We start from the raw sequence: 22398 nt of genomic DNA, 5'->3' as shown, positions 1-22398 counted from the left end.
GATACGCGATGGCCTGTTTGCGTCCGTCAGCGGTAGAGAAGCGACTGACCGTCCGCGAAGAGGTGTACCTTGGACGGATCCGCGCCGAGCTTAATCTCGCTGTGGCGACGGTCGTGATGGATGCCGGGCAGTTTCGCGATGATCGGCTCATGACTGCCCTCCGCCTCGAAGTAAAGCAGCGTCACCTCGCCCAAAGCTTCGACGATATCGACCTTTCCGGTGTAGATCCCCTCGCCCTCGACGGGCTCGAAATCCTCGGGGCGCACGCCGATATTGACCCGGCGCGACAGGTCTTCCGGACGGGTCGCGATGGTGGATCGCGCGATGCCGCCACCATCGAGTTTCACGGTGGTCATCTCACCCGTCTCGGTGATCTCGCCCGACAGCAGGTTCATCGCAGGCGAGCCGATGAATTGTGCGACGAACTCGTTTTGCGGCTTCTCGTATAGCTCCAGCGGCGTGCCGACCTGCGCGATCCCCTTGTTGGCCAGAACCACGATCCGCGTCGCGAGCGTCATCGCCTCGACCTGATCGTGGGTGACGTAGATCATCGTGCGATCGGGCATCGCCTCTTTCAGCTGGGCGATCTCGATCCGGGTCGCGACGCGCAGCGCCGCATCGAGGTTCGAGAGCGGCTCGTCGAAGAGATACACCTTCGGGTCGCGCACGATGGCGCGCCCGATCGCTACGCGCTGCCGCTGACCACCCGAGAGCGCCTTCGGCAAACGGTCGAGATAATCGGTCAGTTGCAGCATCTTCGCGGCCTTTTCGACGGCGGCGTTGATCTCTTCCTTCGACTGTTTCGCGATCTTCAGGGCGAAGGCCATGTTGTCGCGCACCGTCATGTGCGGATAGAGCGCGTAGGACTGGAAGACCATCGCGATGCCGCGGTTCGAGGGCGGCACGTCGTTCATCCGTACCCCGTCGATCTCGAGCGTCCCGCCCGTGATCTTCTCCAGCCCCGCGATCATCCGCAGAAGTGTCGATTTCCCGCAGCCCGAGGGGCCCACGAAGACGATCAGCTCTCCGGCCTTGATGTCGAGGTTGATGTCCTTGAGGACCGACACCTCGCCATAGCTTTTCGCGACGTTTTCCAGTTTGAGTTCGGCCATTGTCTCCCCCTCAAGCCCCGTGTTCGTCGAGGCGCAGAATGCTCGGCTGCCACGGGCCGAGATGCAAAGTGTGATCGGGCATCGGGCGGATCGAGCCCAGCTCGCCCCCGACCGTCACCCAGTTGCCCGGCGGAACGGTGGCGTTCACCGGATGATCGGACAGGTTGAAATAGCACAGGATCGTCTCCTCCTCGTTCCTGCGCGTGAAGACCAGCAGGTCGCCGGAGCAATACATATCCTCCATCGCGCCGGTCCGAAGCACGTCGTGATTGCGACGGAACGCGATCGCGCGGCGGTAATGGTGCAGGAGCGAGGCCGGGTCGTGCTCGGCCACATCGGTCGCGATATTCTGGTGCGTGGTCGGCACCGGAAGCCACGGGCGCGCCTGCGAGAAGCCCGCATAGGCGGCGTCGCGCTCCCAGACCATCGGGGTCCGGCAGCCGTCGCGGCCCTTGAACTCGGGCCAGAACTCCTTGCCGTAGGGGTCTTGCAGATCTTCGAAGGACAGTTCCGCTTCGTGCAGCCCGAGCTCCTCGCCCTGATAGAGACAGAGCGATCCGCGCAGGCACATCATCAGCGTCGTATAGAGCCGTGCCGAGGCGGGCGTCAGGTTCCAGCGAGAAATATGGCGCTCCACGTCGTGGTTCGAGTAGGCCCAGCAGACCCAGCCGTCCTTGGCGACCGCATCGACCTTGTCGAACACGGATTTGATGAACTCCGCCTTGAGCGGCTCGTGCCCCGACAGAAGCTCGAACGCGTAGGACATCTGCATCTTGTCCGCGCCGGAGGTGTATTCGCCAAGAATCTCCAGCCCGCGCTGGCTGTCGCCCACTTCGCCGACGGCTGCAGCGTTGTAATTGTTCATCAGCGTTCGGAGCTTGCGCAGGAAGCGCAGGTTCTCGGGGTTGTTCTTGTCGTAGATGTGGCGTTGGTGATTATAGGGGTTCACCTTGGGCGCGGTCTGATCGTTACGCTCTTCCGGCGGCAGCGGCGGGTTATCGCGCAGCTCGTCGTCATGCATGTAGAAATTGATCGTGTCGAGGCGGAAGCCATCGACGCCGCGCTCCAGCCAGAACTGCGCCACGTTGAGCAATTCCTGCGTCACTTCCGGATTGTGGAAGTTCAGATCGGGCTGCTCCACGAGGAAGTTGTGCATGTAATACTGCTCGCGCCGGCTGTCCCAATGCCAGCCCGGCCCGCCGAAAATCGACAGCCAGTTATTGGGCGGCGTGCCATCGGGCTTGGGATCGGCCCAGACATACCAGTCGGCCTTGGGGTTATCCCGGCTCGACCGGCTTTCCTGAAACCACGGGTGCTGATCGGAGGTATGGCTCAGCACCAGATCGATCATCACCTTCAGACCCAGCGCATGGGCCGTCGCGATCACCTGGTCGAAATCGGCAAGGCTGCCGAACATCGGATCGACATCGGTGTAATCGCTGACGTCATAGCCGAAATCCTTCATCGGAGAGGTGAAGAAAGGCGAAATCCAGACCGCGTCCGCCCCGAGGCTCGCGACATGCGGCAGGCGTCTGACGATCCCGAGAAGATCGCCGATGCCGTCGCCATTGCTGTCTTGAAAGCTGCGCGGATAGATCTGGTAGATCACTGCTCCGCGCCACCAGTCTTCTTTCTTTGTAAGGGTTTTCATCAACCACCTTTAACCGAACCCGCCAGCAGACCGCGGACGAGATATTTCTGCATTGCGAAGAACACCAGGAGCGGCACGGCGATCGAGATGAAGGCGGCGGACGCCAGAATACCCCAATCGCCGCCGCGCGACCCCAGAAGGTCGTCGGCGATCTTCACGGTCATCACCTTCGACGCGTCATTGGCCGGAAGGAAGACTTTCGCGACAAGTAGGTCGTTCCAGACCCAGAGGAACTGGAAGATTGCAAAAGAAGCGAGCGCCGGGAATGACAAAGGCAGCACGATTTTCATGAAGATCTGGAAATCTGTCGCCCCGTCGACCTTCGCGCTCTCGATGATGTCGCGCGGCAGACCCACCATGTAGTTCCTGAGCAGGTAGATCGCGAGCGGCAAGCCGAAGCCGGTATGGGCCAGCCATATCCCGAGGAAGCTTTGCCCGATGCCGATCTCCTGATGGAGCCGCAGAAGCGGCACCAACGCGAGCTGCAGTGGCACGACCAGAAGGCCCACGACGGCTGCGATCAACAGGCCACGGCCCGGGAACTCCATCCAGGCCAGCGCATAGGCCGCGAAAGCCGCGACGAGGATCGGGATGATCGTCGCCGGGATCGTCACCGTCAGCGTGTTCATGAAGGCCTGCCCCATGCCGTCGGAGAACAGCACGTTGCGATAATTGGCCAGCGTGAAGGCGGGCGGCATCTCGGCCACGAAATAGACCCGCGGGCCCGAGCCCTCGAAGCTCGTCTTCGACGTGGCCTTGTAGGTGCCGTCCTTGGCGACGCTCAGCGTGCCGCCATCGCCGGTATCGACCGTCTCCCCCGCCTTGTAGGCGCCCGGCTTGATGCCCGAGGTGCCGAAAGCGGTGATCGTCGTGCCCGGTTTCAGGTCATTCGCGTTCTGCCCGTTATTGAGCAGATCGCCCTCGAGCACGTAGAGCCCGTCGACCTGTTTCTCACCGTCGGCCGGGATGCGGTCGCGGAAGGCTTTCTCGACCGAGAATGCCGCGTCCCACCAGCCCGACTGACTGATCTGGTCCGTCGTGCGGAAGGAGCTGACCAGGAGCCCCACCGTCGGCACGAGCCAAAGCACCACCATGAAGACGACCGAGAGTTGCACCGCCCATGTCAGGCGCGATTTCTGTCCTGCGATAGCGGCCATCAGCGCGTCTCCCTACGGGCTTGAATGATGTTCCAGATCATCACCGGCAGCACGATGATCATGATGACGAAGGCCACAGCCGTCGCGCGCCCGTCGTCGCGGAACATGTATTGCATCATGTAGCTGGGCAGGATCTGGGTGCCGAAATTCCCGCCCGTCGTTGCGTAGACGATGTCGAAGACCTTGAGCACGAGGATCGTGATCGTGGTCCAGACCACGACGATCGTCGGCATGATCTGAGGCACCTTGATCTTGAAGAACAGCTGGAACGGGTTCGCCCCGTCGAGCACCGCGGCTTCGATCGTCTCCTCGGGGATCCCGCGCAGCGCGGCCGACAGGATCACCATCGCGAAGCCGGTCTGGATCCAGATCAGGATCACCATCAGGAAGAAGTTGTTCCAGAACGGCACCTGCAACGGGTCGAGCGGCTGCATGTGGAAGGCCACGCGGATCGCGTTGATCATCCCGATATCGGGGTTCACCGCATAGACGAATTTCCAGATCAGCGAAGCACCCACGAAAGAGATCGCCATCGGCATGAAGATCAGCGATTTCGCGATGTTACCCCACTTGATGCGGTCGGTGAGCTGCGCGGCCAGCAGGCCGAGGAAGGTCGCGAGCGCAGGCACGACAAGCACCCAGAGGAAGTTGTTGAACACGGCCTGACGGAAGCTCGCATCCATCGCGAGCCGCTCGTAATTGCCAAGGCCGATGAACGTCCCGCCATCGCGGTTGAACAGCGAGCGCCAGAACGAGCCCACCACCGGATAGGCGAGATACAGACCGAGCGCGAAGATCGCCGGGAACAGGAACAGCCAGGGGCGGACCATGTTCGCGCGGTTGATGTTGCGCCCCGGATCGGCGCCTTTCGGCGGGAAGATGACTCGGTCGAGGACGATGTTGGCGGCGTAGAAATAGGCCACACAACCGCCCACCCCGAGCGCGATCGTTATCAGCCCCTGCAAGATCGGTGACATCAGGTCCCTCCCCGAACCGGCGTGTAAAGATGCAAACGCCCCCGGAAAAACGCTCCGGGGGCGCAGGCGTTGGTTACTTCTGGATGCTGTCCCAGCGCTTCTGGACCGCGTCGGCGGCCTCTTGCGCGGTCTCGTCACCGGTCGTGTAGGCGACCATCGCCTTCCAGAACGCATCGGTACCGATCTCGCCCGGCATCTGGTCCGACCCGTCGAAGCGGAAGGTCGTGGCATCCAGCAGGATCGAGTTCATGTGACGCTGCACGTCATTGGCGAAGGCCGCCGGATTGACGTTCTTGTTCGGCGTCAGGAAGCCCGATTGCGCCATCCAGATTTCCGAGGCGATCGGCGTCTCGAGGAACTTGATGAAGGCCTCGGCAGCCTTGGAGTCCTTGGTGATGCCGAACATCGTGCCCGCGCCGAGAACCGGTTTACCCAGATTCTTGTCTGCATAGGCCGGGAAGTAGAAGAAGTTCACGTCCTGACCGACTTTGGTCCCTTCGGGGAAGAAGGTCGGGATGAAGCTCGCCTGCTTGTGCATGTAGCATTTCGGCGGGAAGTCGAAGAGACCCTTCGGGCTGTCGCGGAAGTCGGTGGTGGCCACCGCCTGCTCGCCGCCTTCGGCGAAGCCGGGGGTCTTGGCGAACCAACCGTAATCCTTGATCGCCTCGACGACCTTGGGATCGTTGAACTTCAGCTTGTTGGTGACCCAATCGTCATAGGTCTCGGGCGACTGCGTGCGCAGCATGATATCCTCGACCCAGTCGGTCGCCGGCCAGCCGGTCGCAGCCCCCGAACCCAGACCGATACACCACGGCGTACCGCCATCGGCCTTGATCTGCTCGGTCAGCGCCTTCAGATCCTCCATGGTCTCAGGCACCTTGTAGCCCGCTTCCTTGAAGTTCTCCGGCACGTACCAGACGAGCGATTTCAGGTCCGCCTTGAACGGGAAGGTGAAGGTCTGCGCCTCGCCATCCTTGTTCTTGTAGGTGGACAGATCCTCCCAGGATTTTCCGGCGGCGTAATTGTTCTTGATCCAGTCGCCCGTTCCGTCGGGCATCGGCGTCAGGTATCCTTGGCGGGCCATGTCCGATGCGAGGCCCGGCTGCGGGAACACCGCGATATTCGGGGGCGTGCCGGCCTTGGCGGCGATCACGATATCCTGCTCGAAGCTCTCCGACCCCGAGTAGTTCACCTTGGCCCCGGTCGCGGCTTCGAAATAAGCCAGAACGCTCTCGAAGAGCGCCTTGTCATTGCCGGTCCACGGGCCAGTGATCGTCAGCGTCTCGCCGCTCAGATCGGTGTCGCTCTTGAATTGGTCATAGCTTTGCCAGTCGAACTTGTCGCCGTCGCTGCCCGGCGCGAATTTGAGATCCTGCGCGTTAGCGAGCCCGGCCGACAGCGCCAGCGCCGCGATCCCAAGCATCAGATGTTTGGTCATGAAATCCTCCCGGTGTGTCGCGCTTTTCGGCTTGGCGACTCGCCCGACCCAAAGCGCTTTGGACGTCTGCGACCGTTTCAGAGCCTCGCAGCGATGTCAACAAAACGCGCTCTCGTCGTGTTCAAATATACTCTATATCGTCGTTGGTTGCGCGCAGCTGCACGCCGCGGCGCAGCGGGAGGAACGCCGCGCGCGCAGCATTGACGGCGTGCGAGGCTAAGCCTAGTGTCGCCTCCAATCCAAAGCGGTTTGGCTTTTAGAACCCGATATGAATCTCAAGACCTTGGCACAGGAACTGGGGCTGTCCCCCACCACGGTGAGCCGCGCGCTCAATGGCTATCCGGAAGTTTCGGAAGCCACGCGCCGCCGCGTGCGCGAAGCTGCCGAGGCCGCGAACTACCACCCCAATACGCAGGCGAAACGGCTTGCGACGGGACGGACGATGGCGATCGGTCACATCATCCCGATCTCGGATCGGCACGAGATCGTGAACCCGGTCTTCGCCGATTTCATCGCTGGCGCGGGTGAAGTCTATGCGCAGCGGGGCTACGACATGGTCATGACGATCGTGCCCGACGATTCCGAGGCCCGCGCCTATGCCGAACTGCGCTCGAAAGGCAATGTCGACGGCGTGCTGATCCACGCCCCGAAAGTCGGGGATCACCGGATCGAGATGCTCGACGCGCTGGGGCTGCCTTACGTTCTGCACGGGCGGGTCAGCGGATCGGATTCCGCCTTCAGCTGGGTCGATGTGAACAACAAGCGCGCCTTCGAGCGGGCCACGAATTTCCTGCTCGACCTGGGTCATCGGCGGATCGCGCTGATCAACGGCATCAAAGAGATGGATTTCGCGTGCAGGCGTCGACGCGGCTACGAGGCGGCGCTCCGGGCGCGCGGCCTTCCGGTCGATCCCGACCTGATCGTCGAGGGCGAGATGACCGAGGCACAGGGCCATGATGCGGCGCGCGAGATGTTGCAATGGCCCGACCCGCCGACCGCCTTCCTGACCGCCTCGCTGCTCTCCGCGATGGGGGCGCGACGCGGCATCGAAGAGGCCGGGCTGGTGATGGGGCGCGATGTCTCAATCGTGACCCATGACGACGAGTTGGGCTACCTGAGAAACGGCACGGCGGAAGAGCCGATCTTCACCGCGACGCGCTCGTCGGTGCGCGAGGCGGGACGACGCTGCGCGGCGCTGCTGATCGAGCAGATCGAGAGCGGCGACCGCAGACCGCGCCACGAACTGATGGAGGCGGTTCTGGTTCTCGGCCAGTCCACCGGACCCGTCCCCGCACAATGAGGCGCGCCGCGCCCGAATTGAAACCAATTTTACACACAGGATGAAGATGCTCCCGAAACGCTCTGATTTTCCTGCCGATTTCCAGTTCGGCGTTGCCACCTCCTCCTACCAGATCGAGGGGCATTCCTTCGGTGGCGCAGGCCCGACCCACTGGGACACATTCGCCGCCACACCGGGCAATGTCGTGCGCGCCGAGAATGGCGCCGTGGCCTGCGATCACTACCACCGCTGGGAAGAAGACCTCGACCTGATCGCCAATGCGGGATTCGACATCTACCGCTTCTCGACCTCCTGGGCGCGCGTGATGCCCGAAGGTCGCGGCCCGGTGAATCGCGAGGGTCTGGATTTCTACGACCGTCTGGTCGACGGGATGCTGGAGCGCGGGCTGAAACCGGCGCTCACGCTCTATCACTGGGAGCTGCCCGCGCCGCTCGCCGACAAGGGTGGTTGGCGCAACCGCGATATCGCCTCCTGGTTCGCCGACTTCACGCAGGTCATCGCGGATCGTCTGGGCGACCGGATCTGGTCCGCCGCCCCGATCAACGAGCCTTGGTGCGTCAGTTGGCTGAGCCACTTCCTCGGCCATCACGCGCCGGGCCTGCGCGACATTCGCGCGACGGCGCATGCGATGCATCACGTTCTGCTCGCCCATGGCAAGTCGACGCGTGTGATGCGCGCGCACGGGATGAAGAACCTCGGCGCGGTATGCAATCTGGAATACCCGATCCCCGCCGATGACAGCCCCGAGGCCACCGCCGCTGCAGATCTCTATGATGCCTATTACAACCGCTTCTTCGTTGAGGGCATCTTCAAGGGCCGTTACCCCGAGCAGGTGATGGAAGCCTTCGCGCCGCACATGCCGCATAACTGGGAAGACGATTTCGCTCTGATCGGCGAGAAGCTCGACTGGCTGGGGCTCAATTACTACACCTGCAAGCGCATCGCGCCCACCGAGGGCCCGTGGCCCGCACATCACGAGGTCGACGGCCCGCTGCCGAAAACCGCGATGGGCTGGGAGATCTATCCCGAGGGGCTCTATCAGTTCCTGACCCGTCTCTCGCACGAATATACCGGTGACCTGCCGCTCTACGTGACCGAGAACGGCATGGCCGCGCCCGACGTGGTCGAGGATGGCAAGGTCGAGGACCCGCATCGCATCGCCTATTACAGCGAGCACCTCGCCGCCGTGCAGCGCGCGATCGCCGAGGGCACCCCCGTGAAGGGCTATATCGGCTGGTCACTGATGGACAATTACGAATGGGCCTTGGGCTACGAGAAACGCTTCGGGCTCGTCCACGTGGACTTCGACAGCTTGCAGCGCACCCCGAAAGCGTCCTATTTGGCATGGAAAGACGCATTGGGGAGCCGCGGATGAGCGATCAAATCACCCTGCTGGCCGATATCGGCGGCACCAATACCCGGGTCGCGATGGCCCGCGACGGCAAGCTGATCCATTCAACGATCCGTCGTTATCCCAATCTGGGCCGCGGTGCGCTGGAGGAGATTCTCGCTGAATATATCCGCGACGAGGATTGCGGTCCCATTGCGGGTGCCTGCGTGGCCGCCGCCGGCCCGGTGCGCGACGACGTAGCCGAGATGACCAATCTCGCCTGGATAATCCGTGCCGACAATATCGCGCGCCTGACCGGGACGGATCAGGTCTTCGTGCTCAACGATCTGCAGGCGCAGGGTCATGCGCTGGGAAGTCTCGCCGAGGATGCCGTGCGTCCGATCCTGCCCGGGCTGCCCGCGAAGGAAGGCTCCGCGCGGCTGGTGGTCGGCATAGGCACCGGCTTCAACGCGGCTCCCGTGCACGAGGGCCCCGGCGGCCGCGTCGTCCCCCCGTCCGAGGCCGGGCACACCACCTTGCCGATCGAGACCGAGGCCGATTTCGCGCTCAAGACCTATCTCGATGCGAAACATGATTTCGCCAGTGTCGAGCATGTCGTGTCGGGCCGCGGTCTGGAACGTCTCTACGCCTATCTCCGGGGCGAGGAAGACGCGACCACGTCCGGGCAGAAGATCCTCGAAGCGATCACCCGTGGCGAGGAGAAAGCCGTCGCGGCGGGGCAATTGTTCGTTCAGATGCTGGGCCGTGTCGTGGGTGATCTGGCGCTGACCCACCTGCCCTTCGGCGGCATCTACCTGATCGGTGGCGCGGCGCGCGGCGTCGTGCCGTGGCTCGAGGAATTCGGCTTCGCCGAAGCGATGCAGGCCAAGGGCCGCTTCTCAGAGTTCCTGCGCGCCTTCCCGGTCTATGTGATCGAAGACGATTACGCAGCGCTGCAGGGCTGCGCCTCCTATCTTTCTTCGCGGATGTCGCGATAGGCGCGTTTCCGTCAAGCCTATTTTAACGGCTTGGACTTAGACCTCTTGCACGGATGTGTTTGAAAGAGGTTGCCGATGCGTACGCCCTGCCTTCGTGACTTTCCGGTGGCGCCATGACTGCGCTTACCCTGCCCGACCGGATCGATCTTGCGACCGTGCGCTCGCTGCATGAGTCGCTGACATGCGTGGCGACGCAGGACGTCGCGCTAGATGCCTCCAACGTGACCCATCTCGGGGCGCTGGGGCTACAGCTGCTGGTGTCCGCGGCGAAAACCGCACGAGGCGCGGGCCATCGCCTCGAGATCACGTCCAGTTCCGAGGCATTCGACAGCGCTCTCGCCCGGTTCGGCCTTCCGCGCGCCGATCTGCAACATCAGCCGGATGCGGAGGCCGTATGACCCTGAAAGTCCTCGCGGTCGACGACAGCCGCACCATTCGCGACATGCTCAAACTCACCCTCGAACACGCCGGGATGGAGCTTTATCTCGCCGAAGACGGCGTGCACGGGCTGGAGGTTCTCGACGGGCTGGAGCCTGACGCGATCATCTCCGACATCAACATGCCGCGCCTCGACGGGTTCGGCTTCATCGAGGCTGTGCGCGGCCAAGAACGCCACCGCGCCACCCCGATCCTCGTCCTCACCACCGAATCCGCGGCAGAGCTGAAAGCCCGCGCCCGCGCCGCCGGGGCGACCGGCTGGATCGTGAAGCCTTTCGACCCGACCAAGCTGGTCAAGGCGCTCAACATGGTTGCCGGATAAGGAGCGCGACATGTCCGACCCGATGGCAGAAATCAAAGCGTCCTTCTTCATCGAATGCGAAGAGCTGCTCGAAAGCCTGCAAGACGCGCTCTCCGACCTTGACGAAGGGGCCGACGATGGCGAAACGATCAACGTCGTCTTTCGGGCGGTCCATTCGATCAAGGGCGGCGCCGGCGCCTTCGGCCTCGATGCGCTGGTCGCTTTCGCCCATCGCTTCGAAACCGTGCTGGACGAACTGCGCTCCGGAAGGCTCGCCCTCACGCCCGAAGCGGTGAAACTATTCTTTCAGGCGGCCGATTTGCTCACCGACGAGATCCACGCCGCCCGCGAAGGCTCACCTGAACCCGCAACCGCCGAGGCGTGCCTGCAGTCTCTCGAAGCGCTTTTGGGCGAGAGCGGGGCAGAGCGCGTGGCGGAAGCGGAAGACGATGAGGTTTCAGATTTCCAACCTATGGGTCTTGCGCTCGATCTCGACTTCGATTTCGTGCCGGTGGAGGCACCTCCGTCGGGCTTCAACCTGGAGTTCCGCCCGGATTCCGCTCTCTACGCCTCTGGCAACGAACCGCTCCAACTCCTGCGAGCCCTTTCCGATATTGCAGATATCTCCGTCGTGACCGACACGACTGCGGTCCCGTCGCTCGACGCGCTCGACGCCGAGGAGAACCATCTCGGCTGGTCGGTACAGATCACCGGCGATATCGGTGAAGACGAAATTCGCGAGGTCTTCGAATTCGTCGAAGATGTCTGTCAGCTCGATATCTCCCCGACACTAGAAACACCCGAAGTGCCCCCCGCGGGGCTCCCCGACATCGATAGCGAACTGCGCGAATACGCCCACGAAGAGGAAGACCACGGCCAAGATCTTGAAACGGAGGCGCAGAGTTCGGAAAACGCCGCCCCTCCCCGAGCGGAAGAGGGAGCCGAGGCCGCGCCCGCAGCCCCCTCGCGCAAGGCCGATCCGTCCCCCACCGGGCATCAAGCTGAGACTGCGAAGCCAACCGCTGCGCAGCCCGCGGCCGCCGCCACCCCCGCGCCGGCCGCCGAACACGGTGCCACAGTGCGCGTCGACATCGAGCGTATCGATCGTCTGGTGAACCTTGTCGGCGAATTGGTGATCAACCAAGCGATGCTCGCCCAATCCGTCGCCGAAGCCGGGCTTCCGCCCAACTCAGCCGTAAATACTGGGCTCGAAGCTTTCATGATGCTCACTCGCGACATCCAGGACAGCGTAATGATGATCCGCGCCCAGCCGGTCAAACCGCTGTTCCAGCGAATGGCCAGGATCGTTCGCGAGGCCTCCTCGGCAATCGGAAAGGATGTCCGCCTCAAGACCGAAGGCGAGACCACCGAGGTCGACAAGACCGTCATCGAACGCCTCGCCGATCCACTCACCCACATGATCCGCAACGCCGTCGATCATGGTCTTGAAGCCCCGGACACGCGCGTGGCCGCAGGCAAACCACGCGAAGGCATCGTCACCCTCTCGGCCCACCATCGCTCCGGCCGGGTCGTCATAGAAGTCAGCGATGACGGCGGCGGCATCAACCGCAAGAAAGTCTTCGGCAAAGCCGTCGAAAAAGGCCTGATCGCCGCCGATGCCCAACTCTCGGACAGCGAAATCGACAACCTGCTCTTCCTGCCCGGCTTCTCCACCGCCGATCAGGTTTCGGCGCTTTCAGGTCGGGGTGTCGGCATGGACGTCGTCAAAAGCTCGATTCAATCCCTCGGCGGTCGAATCTCGATCACCTCCGCCCCCGGCAAAGGCAGCTGCTTTTCGATTTCCCTGCCGCTGACACTCGCCGTGCTCGACGGCATGGTCGTCAATGTGGCCGGAGAAACCCTCGTCGTACCTCTCTCGTCGATCCTTGAAACGGCCACGCTAACGAGTGAAGACATCCGCGCGCTCGGGCCATCGACCAATGTGATCCACCTGCGCGGTGCCTTCGTGCCCCTTTTCGATCTCGGCGCGGAACTCGGATACCGAGACCCGAAGAACTCCTATAGCGGAGATGTCGTCCTGCTCACAGCTCAGGAAGACGGCGCCCGATCCGCACTTGTCGTCGATTCAATACTCGAGCAACGGCAGGTGGTGATCAAAGGCCTACAGCAGTCCTACGGCCACATTCCGGGCGTCGCTGCGGCGACAATCCTCGGCGATGGTCAGATCGCGCTCATTCTCGACCCTGCCGATCTCGTGCAAACCGCCTCGGGCAACACCCGCGCCATCGATCTCTCACTCGCAGGATAAGCCATGACCGAAGACATTTCGTCCAAATCTGAAGCCGCCGAAGTCGAGCTCCTCTCCTTCCGTCTGGGCGAAGAGGAATACAGCGTCGACATCATGTCGGTCCGCGAGATCCGCGGTTGGACCCGCGCCACCCCACTGCCCCACGCGCCCACCTTCGTACGCGGCGTGATCAACTTGCGTGGCACGGTTCTGCCCGTTGTAGATCTTTCCGTTCGCCTGGGAATGGAACCGGTCGCAGGCGATGCTCGCAACGTGATAATCGTCGTTCAGGTCGGCGGGCAAACTGCAGGACTCCTCGTCGACGCGGTCTCCGACATCCTCGCCCTCCCCCGCTCGGAGATGCAACCTCCGCCCGATCTCAACGCCGACATCTCGCAACGCTACATTTCGGCGCTCACGATCGTCGAAGGCCGGATGATCCGGATCCTCGACCTCACGTCCGTACTCCCGCAAGAGGCGATCGAGGCCGCATGAACGCTCCGCAGTCCACATTGGGGCAAGTCGCGCCGACAGAGGCGGAGTTTAGAGCGATCGCACAGCTCCTTTCCGACACGACGGGCATTGTGCTCGCGCCCGGCAAAACCTCGATGGTCCAAAGCCGTCTTGCTAAACGGCTCAGGGCCTTAGGGCTCGCAACCTACAAGGACTATATTGCGCTCGTGAGCTCCGAGGGGGGGCGCGACGAATGCCGTCGCATGGTTTCGGCTCTCACGACGAATGTCACCCATTTCTTCCGCGAGAACCACCACTTCGAGACACTGCGCCAAGTAGTGCTCCCCCCCCTCCTGGAAGAAGCCCGTCGCGGAGACCGCGTTCGTCTGTGGTCAGCGGGATCCTCGAACGGTCAAGAAGCCTACTCGATGGCCATGACAATAGCCGAGCTCGCTCCCGATTTCGCGACCCTGAACCTGCGCATCCTCGCAACCGACATCGATCCTCTCATGATCGAACAGGGCGCGAAGGGGATTTATCCCGCAGCTGCGCTTGAGGCGGTGCCAGAGAACCTGCGCAAAAAATATTTTCGAAAGGAAGGCGAAGATTATCAAGTTGACGCGAATCTTCGCGGTCTTGTGCAGTTCCGTGAACTCAATCTCCACGACCGCTGGCCAATGCGCGGAAAATTCGACGTGATTTTTTGTCGCAACGTCGTCATCTACTTCGCGCCGGCAGCGCAGGCCCTGCTCTGGGAGCGGTTCGAAGAACAGCTGACACCAGGGGGATACCTCTTTGTTGGCCATTCTGAACGGGTAACGGACGGGAAACACTCGAATCTCCGAACCGCAGGCGTCACGACCTATCAACTGACAAATCGAACCAGCAGGATCTGACTTCATGGCATTGAGAGACCAATTGCGTATCCTCGTGGTCGACGACATGTCGACGAGTCGAGGTCTCATTATGCAAGCGCTCGACGCGATGGGAATTCGACAGGTCGGATACGCGACCGACGGTCAAAGCGCACTTCAGAGCCTCGAAGCCAAGCCCGTTCATCTTGTGATCTCTGACTACAACATGCCCGGAATGGACGGCTTGCAGTTCCTTCAGGCAATGCGAAAGAACGCACGCACGAAGGGGCTAGGATTTATCCTGATCACCGGACGAGCCGATCGCGAAATCATCGAGACTGGCCGACGTCTTGGGATGAACAACTTCATTAAAAAACCATTCACCCCGCCCGAACTGAAAGCGTGTATCGAAGCTGTCGTGGGACGTTTGTAATGCGGCAATACGCCCGCCAACTCCCAGTCAGAGACATCACCGCATGTGTCGGGCGAGAATTGGAAACGCTCGCGCGCTTGTCGGTTTCACTCCAGAAAACGCTTTCAGCAAGCGGGATTGACGGCGATCTCTCGCCGCATATCGTTCGTGAGCTTCAAAGCATTGATTTCTTAAGTCAATCTCTTGAAGACCTCGGGCAGTTCGTCAACAAGCTCTCTGAGCAGATATCGCCCGACCTCGCCTGCGACGCAGACACGGTTTTTGCCTCACTTCGGCTTCAAGACCTTGCAGCAGCTCTCGATCCCGAGCATTTTGCCGAGTTTCAAAAACGCGCCACTGACGGTGACGTCAGTTGGTTTTGAAGTAGCTCGGCTTCCGAATACATTTTGAGACTCGATTAAGCCATGCCCGAACTACCAAGGAAGGCAACGTGTTTTTCATCCGACGTACTAGAACAACTCGATGTCGAGAGACGGCGCTGGTGCAATCTCGCGTTCAAGAACCTCTGCATCCCCGAGCAGCTTCTGGCGCGCTCGCCCGGTGTCAGGCCAAAACACTATCCGACGCGCTTGCGAGCCCCCTAGGCTTTGGCTGACACAGGGGATACCCTCCTTGGCGAGGAACTCGATTGAGAACTTGCTGTTCTTCAATCCGATATCCGATAGTCCATTGACCATGCGCGCGCCACCGAAGAGCTTCGCGCAAAGGTCACCACGTTGCGCACCCTGCTTGATCAGTTCATTTATCAGCAGTTCCATTGCGTTCACACCAAAGCTTGCCGCTTGAAAAGTTGAGCCGGTGGTATCTGGCAAGAGAAAGTGGTTCATTCCGCCGACACGCGCTTTCTCATCGTAAAGACAGCAGGCCACACAGGAACCAAGGATGGTCGTGATAGATTGCGCTCCCGCTCCTGCGACAAGAAACTCACCTTGCGAAATGTGGATTGGCCGACCTGAAGCAACGGCGCTCATGTACCACCCACCTTGCCGTCCGGCGCGGAAATCTGAGCAGATCTAGTCAGAATTTCTTGCGAAATCTCTTGCAGCGGAACCGAATAGGACGCGGCTCCAAGTTCAAGAGCAGCACGCGGCATTCCAAAAACGATCGATGTCGCTTCATCTTGGGCGAAACAATGTGCACCAGCTCTGCGAAGTTGCAACATTCCCTCCGCCCCGTCCCTTCCCATACCGGTGAGCAAAACAGCGACCGCCTTCGCCGCTATCTCGACCGCAGATTCGAATAGCACATCTACTGACGGGCGATGCCCGTTTCGCTTCTCGCTCTCGATCAATGCGATTTCAGGAGCTTTCGCGTTTCGAACCGTGAGATGCGTTGCGCCACCAGGCGCGAGATAAACATGACCTTGCTCAAGAGACGTCCCCGTCATGCCGAGGCGAACGTTTGGCGCTATCATGCGATCGAGTCGTTCGGCGAAGCTCGCTAGGAAGCTTTCCGGCATATGTTGCGCGATGAGGGTGGGAGGGCAATTCCCGGGAAACCCTTTCAGTATCGTCTCAAGCGCGTCGACACCACCGGTCGAGGAACCGATAAGCACGATTTGACCGTCCCACCGAAAGTTTCGCGCGGGTGTAATCGCGGCGCGATCACGCGCTCTTTGAGGTAGTCGCGCGTTCGCACTTGCGAGAAGAATTTCCGGAAGCACTTCGAAACTTCTTTCGAGATTACCGAACCGGGGCTTTCCAACGCAGTCAATCGCTCCGAGGGCGAGCGCTTCGATTGCCGCACGCGATCCTTTATGTGTTTCTGTCGACACCATGACCACGGGGATCGGCCGTAAACGCATGAGGCGTTCGAGGAAAACGAGACCGCTCATTCGCGGCATCTCGACATCGAGCGTGATCACATCGGGCAAAAGCATTTTTATTTTTTCGCGCGCCTCGAACGCGTCTGCCGCCTCGCCGACCACGACAAGCCGCCGGTCCGTCGCGAGGCGCGCCCGAATAAGCTTACGCATCGTAGCGGAGTCATCGACGATGAGAACCCGTTTGGCGGAAGCAAAATCATCCGGCATCAGTTTTCCCTCGCGCGAACTCAAAATTCTTCCCAGTCTTCGGCTGCAAAGCTGGCGGCGCGCGGCGTCGTGTCGCCGACCGCGCGCGAAAGCTCGACGTTCCCGTCTTTTTCGTTCGATGTTACTTGCGACAACTCGGAGCGCTCGCGCGCAGGCGGCGAGAGTGACTGCGTATTGACTGTAAATTGCGCTGTGATGTCGCGCAGTGAAGTCGCGTTTGTGGTCAAGGCGTGGCTCGCCGCTGTGGTTTCTTCGAACATTGCAGCGTTTTGTTGGGTCACCTGGTCGAGCTGATTGACCGCGGTATTGATCTCCTTGAGTCCTTCCGCCTGTTCACGCGCGCCGCCCGCAATTTCTGAAACGCGCGTTGAAATGTCCATCACCGCGCCGAGAATACCCTCGAGGGCGCGACCGGTTTCATGGACGAGGCCGACGCCGCGCGTAACCTGTTCGCTCGACGCGGTGATCAGGGCATCGATCTCGCGAGCGGCCTCCGAAGAGCGCTGCGCGAGGGCACGCACCTCTGAGGCGACGACGGCGAAGCCGCGCCCCGCTTCACCCGCGCGCGCAGCTTCGACGCCGGCATTAAGTGCGAGAAGGTTGGTCTGGAACGCGATTTCGTCGATCACGCCAATGATTTTGGAAATCTGAAGCGAGCTGGTTTCGATCTCGCCCATAGCTTGAATTGCCTGTTTCACCACTTCGCCCGATGTCTCGGCGCTATTACGGGCCTCGGAGACCACGCGATCCGTTTCGGCCACCCCTTGCGCCGAGGTTGTGACAGACGATGACAGTTCATCGAGCGCGGCAGCCGTTTCTTCGAGCGTGGCGGCCTGTTGTTCGGTTCTGCGACTGAGATCGTCAGAGGCCGACGCGATCTCACGGGCCTCGGTATCGATCGCCGCCGCGTTGTCTATCACGGTTTCGATTGCTGCAGCGAGATTTCGCGCTGCATCATTGAAGTCATTGCGCAGCGCCTCGTATTCCTCGGTGAACTCCATGTCGAGAGTCAGGCTCAGGTCGCCCCGCGAGAGGGCGGCAAGGCCGACCTGCAAGGACTCGACCACCGATTTCTGCGCCTCCAGCATTGCAAGGTTGCGGTTCTGCGCGGCGGTGAGAGCGGTCTCTGCCGCAGTCACGTCATTCGCCATGAGAAAAATCTTCATCAAGCGACCGGCTTTGTCCGAGATCCCATTCAGCGTTCCGTCGAGCAGGTAGGCATCTCCCTCCGGGGCGCGCATCGTGAAGCGGGCGGTCACGGACTGCCCGGCGGCGACCGTGGGCCAAGGATCGCTGCCATCGATAGGGCTCAGCCATTCCTTCAGCGGCTGCCCTGTCAGGTTTTGCGCCTGCGCTCCAAGGAGCGTCTGCATATTTGCGTTCATTCGCGTCACCAAGCCCGCAGGGTCCGCTTCGCAAACGAGTTGGCCACGCTCGATGGCCGAAACGAGCGCATCCTTCATGCGACGCTCGGTGACATCTTGCCATTCGACGACAAAACCGGCCTGATTGCCGTCGGCATCGACAAAATTGGTGACGTCGACTCCGAAACGGCCATCACCGACCTTGATATCGACATGAAGCGGCAATTTGCCGGGATCATCGAGCAGCGCACGCGCGTGATGCCGCTCCGCATGGAAGTCGTCCATCGACCGGCCAACGAGACCGTCGGGATCAAGGTCGGGACTGACGACGCGAAACTCCTTGATCCGGGATGCGACCAGTTCTACCAGCGCACGGTTGACATGCGTGATGCGGAAATCCTGATCGACGATCATCAGCGCGGCGGAGGCATTCGCAAAGGCTGCGCCTTGTCGGGTCGCCTCGCGCTGGATGGCTTCGGCACGATCGAGCTCATTGCGCAGGTTGCTCAGCGCCGAGGCGATCGCGCCGACCTCGTCGCCGCGACGGGTCTGCACGATCTCACCGGTGTAATCCCCTTCGCTAATCTTGCGGATGGACTTCTCAAGTCCTTTAAGAGGATTGGAAACAGATCGCGCCATCAAGGTCGACAGCGCCGCAAGCAGAAGGATGAGCCAGGACGCATTGAAAAGCATCGAGCGGGCGAGCGACGTAGCTGGCGCGAAAAGCTCTGCCCTGTCCTGTTCCACGACCGCCCAATAGGGTTCATCGAACAGGGTGAGCGCCAATGTTCGTTCGATTGCCGGGTGTCCCGAAAGCGAAGTCACTTCATCCTGCCCCTGTTTCACGGCATTCAGGGTCGCCTCGGGCAAAGCCTCTCCCGGCTTCGGTGCGGCGTCAGGAAAGCGAAGGTCGCTCATCAGCCGACCTTCCGCATCGATCAGGAACCCCTCCCCGGTCTCGCCGATGCCGCGCGGGTTGGCCATGATCTGCCCAAGCTGTGTCATGGGCTTTTGCAAGACCACCGCTCCGAGGTTGAGGCCGGTGCCGCTGCGCACGGGGCGCGCTGCGAAAAACCGCCCCTCGCCGGCGTTGAAATGCGGCGGAGGCACGGCGACGGTGCTTGCCGACACCATGCGCCGCGGCGCGTTCAACCAGTCCAAAGCCTTTGTCGCGGCCTCCTTCAGGCCGGCGGGCTCGTCCCTGAGTGGGTGGCCGATCGCGGCGTGATCGCGAACCGCGAAGACGATGCGACCGTCGCGATCGACCAGATAAAGATCGTCCAATCCATGCTCAGCAAAAATCTGTTCGATCACAGGGCCATAGCGGTCCTGCAGCAGGCGGTAGTCCCGCAGAGGGCCGCTCACTTCGCCCGCGGAAGCGCCGGCCTCGGCCGTCCCGTTTCTCAAACTATCGATCGCCGCGGAGTCGAGGTTGTCAACGCTTCTTGTGAACTCGTAAAGCGCCCGGGCCGTGTCGGGATTGGCCGAGATCGTGCGCGTGTTGGAAGCAAGCCGCTGCGCCCAGTCTTCCACCAGCGCCGCGCGCGCCTCGAGCGTCCGCCCGAGACGCTGCCTCCCCTCGCTTTCCAGCAACCCGTGCGCGGTGCGATAGGCAGAAATTCCCATGATCGTCAGTGCGACCATTGCGATCGCCACCAGCATCAGCGGTAACTTCAATCCGAGTTTGAGATTGTCGAAAAAGCGCATCAACGTCCTCCGGCGAACTGCGGCAGCGACCCGACAGATCGGGGCAATCGCGGTCACCATCCGGCGAAGAGTTGAAGATTCCTCTAACTTCGGAAAATTTCCTGCGCTCTACGATGCAGACGCGCTCAGACACCAAGCAAGGCGGCGCGCAGAAGACCCGAGCGACGCCGGAATTCCGACAGCACCAATGCTCCCGGCGCGAGCGGGTCATCTGAGCCGCGCGCGCGCGCGAGGACGGCTCTCGCCTGCCATCCCGGTAGAAGCGCGGCCTTGGCGGCGCCGAGCCGCAGCTTGCGCGCGGGATCGAGGCGCGCCTGCCCCTCGGCCGCGAGCTGGCGCAAGGTCTCAGCGTCGGGCGCAGCAAGTGGCGGACGACCGCGCGCAGCCAGGTCGGGCCATGCCTGCAGAAGCGCCGCCAACCCGGCGCCCGCGCCGAAACTGCGCACCGCGATCTCGGCCTCATTTGGCGCGCCGAGCGCCTCGGCAGCGGCCCAGTACAGCGCTCCAGCGGTCTGGTCGAGATAGGCCCAAAGGCTTGAAACATCGCCGAAAGGTTCGGGCCAACAGTCGGCGCGTCGAGCCTCGGCGGCAGCAATCAGATGGCGGGCGGGCGCTGCGACCGACACCAGCGCGGGGCCGATCTCGTGCGGGGGCTCCCGCTCTTCGGACAGCGCCTCGAGGGCATCGACCCACCATTGCAGTCGCATCTCGGCGACCATCGGCTCTGACGAAGCCCAAGGGGCGCGCGCGATCTCAAGATTGACGGCGTAAAGCGGCCAGAGGCGGTCGCGCAGTTCGGCGGGCGCGGCCATCGTCGCGGCGAAGCGATCGGGATCGCCCTGGCGCACGGCCTCGGCTGACGCTTGCAGGGAGGCGGCCAGATCGCTCATGCCGGTTGCGCCCCGTCGCGCAGCAGTTTCCAGATCATCGCGTCGAGGAGCGCCTCGAAACTCGCGTCGACTATGTTCGGCGACACGCCCACGGTGGACCAGCGCTGGCCTGCGCCGTCTTCGCTGTCGATGATGACGCGGGTCACGGCCTCGGTGCCGCCTTGGGTGATACGGACCCGGAAATCGACCAGTTTCATGTCGTCGATGAGGTTCTGATAGGGGCCCAGATCCTTCGACAGAGCTTTCGAGAGTGCGTTCACCGGGCCGCGGTCATGGCCCTGCTCGTCCATACTTTCCGAGACCGAGAGCATCTTCTTGCCGCCGACCTTGACCACCACGACGGCTTCCGAAATAGAAACCATCTTGTCGTAGCGGTTCTTCCGACGCTCCACAGTGACCTTGTAGCGCTTCACCTCGAAGAAATTCGGCAGCTGCCCCAGTTCGGCACGCGCGAGCAGCTCGAAACTCGCCTGAGCGCCGTCATAGGCATAGCCCTGATCCTCACGTTCCTTGATAAGATCGAGGATACGCGCGAGGCGCGGATCGTCCTTTTCGACCTCGATCCCCATCCCCTTGAGCCGCGCGCGCAGGTTCGATTGGCCCGCCTGGTTGGACATCGGGATCAGCCGCGTATTCCCCACCACAGCCGGATCGATATGCTCGTAAGTGTCTGGATTCTTGAGGATTGCCGAAGCGTGCAGACCAGCCTTGTGAGTAAAGGCCGAGGCGCCCACATAGGGCGTCGAGCGCAGCGGCACCCGGTTCAGGATATCGTCGAGCTTGCGCGAGAGCTTGGTGATCCCGCGCAGGCTCTCATGGCTGATGCCAGTGTCGAGCGTCGACGCGTAAGGCTCTTTCAAGAGCAGCGTCGGGATCAGCGTGATCAGGTTCGCGTTGCCGCAGCGCTCGCCCAGACCGTTGAGCGTGCCTTGGATCTGGCGCGCACCGGCCTCGACCGCGGCGAGGCTGCCCGCCACGGCGTTGCCGGTATCGTCATGGCAATGGATGCCGAGACGGTCGCCGGGAATGCCCGCCGCGATCACCGCCTCGACGATCTTGCCGATCTCGCCCGGCAGCGTGCCGCCATTGGTGTCGCAAAGCACGATCCAGCGCGCGCCCGCCTCAAAGGCCGCACGGCAGCACTCCAGCGCATAGTCCGGGTTCGCCTTGTAGCCGTCGAAGAAATGCTCCGCATCGAACAGCGCCTCGCGGCCTTGCGCCACCATATGCGCGACCGAGGCGCGGATATTCTCCAGGTTCTCCTCCAGCGTGATCCCGAGCGCGGTGGTGACGTGGTAATCATGGGTCTTGCCGACGAGGCAGACGGCGGGAGTATTCGCGTTCATCACGCCCGCCAGCACGTCGTCATTCGCGGCCGAGCGCCCTGCCCGCTTGGTCATCCCGAACGCGGTGAACGTCGCGCGCGTCTCGGGCCGCGCCTCGAAGAAATCGCTGTCGGTCGGGTTCGCCCCGGGCCAGCCGCCTTCGATATAATCGATGCCGATTGCGTCGAGCGCCTTGGCGATCTCGATCTTCTCAGGCACCGAGAACTGGACGCCCGCCGATTGCTGCCCATCGCGGAGCGTCGTGTCGTAGAGATAGAGGCGTTGTTTGGTCATTGGTTGCCTCCGTCGAGGTTACGTTCTGCCCAGCGGCACGTCGGGCCGCGCCCTAAGGGTCCAAGAACCACCGGATCGCTTGCGATCCGGTTCGCC

At 62.0% G+C, this 22398-nt stretch carries 20 protein-coding genes; 10 read left to right on the top strand and 10 right to left on the bottom strand.

Going from position 1 to position 22398, the window contains the following annotated elements; translation table 11 throughout:
• Positions 1–26: 26 nt before the first annotated feature.
• The 5 genes from B6V73_RS00920 to B6V73_RS00900 form a co-directional block, all read right to left on the bottom strand.
• Positions 27–1112: an ABC transporter ATP-binding protein gene (locus B6V73_RS00920; RefSeq protein ID WP_088722750.1), complete on the bottom strand. Its 1086-nt coding sequence runs from the start codon at positions 1110–1112 to the stop codon at positions 27–29.
• A 10-nt stretch (positions 1113–1122) separates the two neighbouring features.
• On the bottom strand, positions 1123–2763 hold the full coding sequence (locus B6V73_RS00915; RefSeq protein WP_075776476.1) for an alpha-glucosidase: 1641 nt from the start codon (positions 2761–2763) through the stop codon (positions 1123–1125).
• Entirely contained in the window at positions 2763–3920 is a 1158-nt protein-coding gene (locus tag B6V73_RS00910; RefSeq protein ID WP_075776477.1) for a carbohydrate ABC transporter permease, read from the bottom strand. Before B6V73_RS00910 ends, B6V73_RS00915 begins: the two co-directional genes overlap by 1 nt.
• The gene (locus tag B6V73_RS00905) at positions 3920–4897 is read right to left on the bottom strand and encodes a sugar ABC transporter permease (RefSeq protein ID WP_075776478.1); all 978 of its coding nucleotides are present in this window, start codon (positions 4895–4897) and stop codon (positions 3920–3922) included. Before B6V73_RS00905 ends, B6V73_RS00910 begins: the two co-directional genes overlap by 1 nt.
• A gap of 73 nt (positions 4898–4970) precedes the next feature.
• Positions 4971–6335, bottom strand: a complete 1365-nt coding sequence (locus B6V73_RS00900) for an ABC transporter substrate-binding protein (protein WP_088724282.1) — start codon at positions 6333–6335, stop codon at positions 4971–4973.
• Positions 6336–6603: 268 nt separating this feature from the next.
• Here B6V73_RS00900 and B6V73_RS00895 point away from each other — a divergent pair, with 268 nt between their 5' ends.
• The 10 genes from B6V73_RS00895 to B6V73_RS00850 all read left to right on the top strand — a co-directional run bounded on the left by B6V73_RS00895 (position 6604) and on the right by B6V73_RS00850 (position 15052).
• A complete protein-coding gene (locus B6V73_RS00895) occupies positions 6604–7635 on the top strand; it encodes a substrate-binding domain-containing protein (RefSeq protein ID WP_075776480.1) in 1032 nt (343 codons plus the stop codon).
• 46 nt (positions 7636–7681) lie between these two features.
• Complete coding sequence (locus B6V73_RS00890; protein ID WP_088724495.1) at positions 7682–9010, top strand: GH1 family beta-glucosidase; 1329 nt, start codon at positions 7682–7684, stop codon at positions 9008–9010.
• Positions 9007–9963: an ROK family protein gene (locus B6V73_RS00885; RefSeq protein WP_088718648.1), complete on the top strand. Its 957-nt coding sequence runs from the start codon at positions 9007–9009 to the stop codon at positions 9961–9963. The genes B6V73_RS00890 and B6V73_RS00885 overlap by 4 nt, the downstream gene beginning before the upstream one ends.
• Positions 9964–10076: 113 nt before the next feature.
• The gene (locus B6V73_RS00880) at positions 10077–10361 is read left to right on the top strand and encodes an STAS domain-containing protein (protein ID WP_088724281.1); all 285 of its coding nucleotides are present in this window, start codon (positions 10077–10079) and stop codon (positions 10359–10361) included.
• Positions 10358–10723 (top strand): response regulator, encoded by a 366-nt coding sequence (locus tag B6V73_RS00875; protein WP_075776484.1) that lies wholly within the window; start codon positions 10358–10360, stop codon positions 10721–10723. The genes B6V73_RS00880 and B6V73_RS00875 overlap by 4 nt, the downstream gene beginning before the upstream one ends.
• Positions 10724–10733: 10 nt before the next feature.
• Complete coding sequence (locus B6V73_RS00870; protein ID WP_088724280.1) at positions 10734–12971, top strand: chemotaxis protein CheA; 2238 nt, start codon at positions 10734–10736, stop codon at positions 12969–12971.
• Positions 12972–12974: 3 nt separating this feature from the next.
• The gene (locus B6V73_RS00865; protein ID WP_075776486.1) at positions 12975–13445 is read left to right on the top strand and encodes a chemotaxis protein CheW; all 471 of its coding nucleotides are present in this window, start codon (positions 12975–12977) and stop codon (positions 13443–13445) included.
• Positions 13442–14299, top strand: a complete 858-nt coding sequence (locus B6V73_RS00860) for a protein-glutamate O-methyltransferase (protein WP_088724279.1) — start codon at positions 13442–13444, stop codon at positions 14297–14299. The genes B6V73_RS00865 and B6V73_RS00860 overlap by 4 nt, the downstream gene beginning before the upstream one ends.
• Before the next feature lie 4 nt (positions 14300–14303).
• Positions 14304–14690, top strand: a complete 387-nt coding sequence (locus tag B6V73_RS00855) for a response regulator (RefSeq protein WP_075776487.1) — start codon at positions 14304–14306, stop codon at positions 14688–14690.
• Positions 14690–15052: a hypothetical protein gene (locus tag B6V73_RS00850; protein WP_088722745.1), complete on the top strand. Its 363-nt coding sequence runs from the start codon at positions 14690–14692 to the stop codon at positions 15050–15052. Before B6V73_RS00855 ends, B6V73_RS00850 begins: the two co-directional genes overlap by 1 nt.
• An 87-nt stretch (positions 15053–15139) precedes the next feature.
• Here B6V73_RS00850 and B6V73_RS00845 read toward each other — a convergent pair whose 3' ends face one another.
• From B6V73_RS00845 to cimA, 5 genes are all read right to left on the bottom strand, one after another.
• Positions 15140–15661 carry a chemotaxis protein CheD gene (locus B6V73_RS00845; RefSeq protein ID WP_088724278.1) on the bottom strand — a complete coding sequence of 174 codons (522 nt, stop codon included), beginning with the start codon at positions 15659–15661 and terminating at the stop codon, positions 15140–15142.
• The gene (locus B6V73_RS00840; protein ID WP_088722743.1) at positions 15658–16722 is read right to left on the bottom strand and encodes a chemotaxis response regulator protein-glutamate methylesterase; all 1065 of its coding nucleotides are present in this window, start codon (positions 16720–16722) and stop codon (positions 15658–15660) included. The genes B6V73_RS00845 and B6V73_RS00840 overlap by 4 nt, the downstream gene beginning before the upstream one ends.
• Before the next feature lie 20 nt (positions 16723–16742).
• Positions 16743–19793, bottom strand: coding sequence for a methyl-accepting chemotaxis protein (locus B6V73_RS00835; RefSeq protein ID WP_168174844.1), 3051 nt, complete (start codon positions 19791–19793; stop codon positions 16743–16745).
• 125 nt (positions 19794–19918) lie between these two features.
• The gene (locus B6V73_RS00830) at positions 19919–20683 is read right to left on the bottom strand and encodes a squalene/phytoene synthase family protein (RefSeq protein WP_088724276.1); all 765 of its coding nucleotides are present in this window, start codon (positions 20681–20683) and stop codon (positions 19919–19921) included.
• Complete coding sequence (cimA, locus tag B6V73_RS00825; RefSeq protein WP_088724275.1) at positions 20680–22302, bottom strand: citramalate synthase; 1623 nt, start codon at positions 22300–22302, stop codon at positions 20680–20682. The genes B6V73_RS00830 and cimA overlap by 4 nt, the downstream gene beginning before the upstream one ends.
• Positions 22303–22398: the final 96 nt, after the last annotated feature.

Origin of the sequence: Thioclava sp. JM3 (assembly GCF_002213185.1) — a bacterium.
Taxonomy (GTDB): domain Bacteria; phylum Pseudomonadota; class Alphaproteobacteria; order Rhodobacterales; family Rhodobacteraceae; genus Thioclava; species Thioclava nitratireducens.
This window is presented reverse-complemented; position numbering and strand designations above follow the sequence as displayed.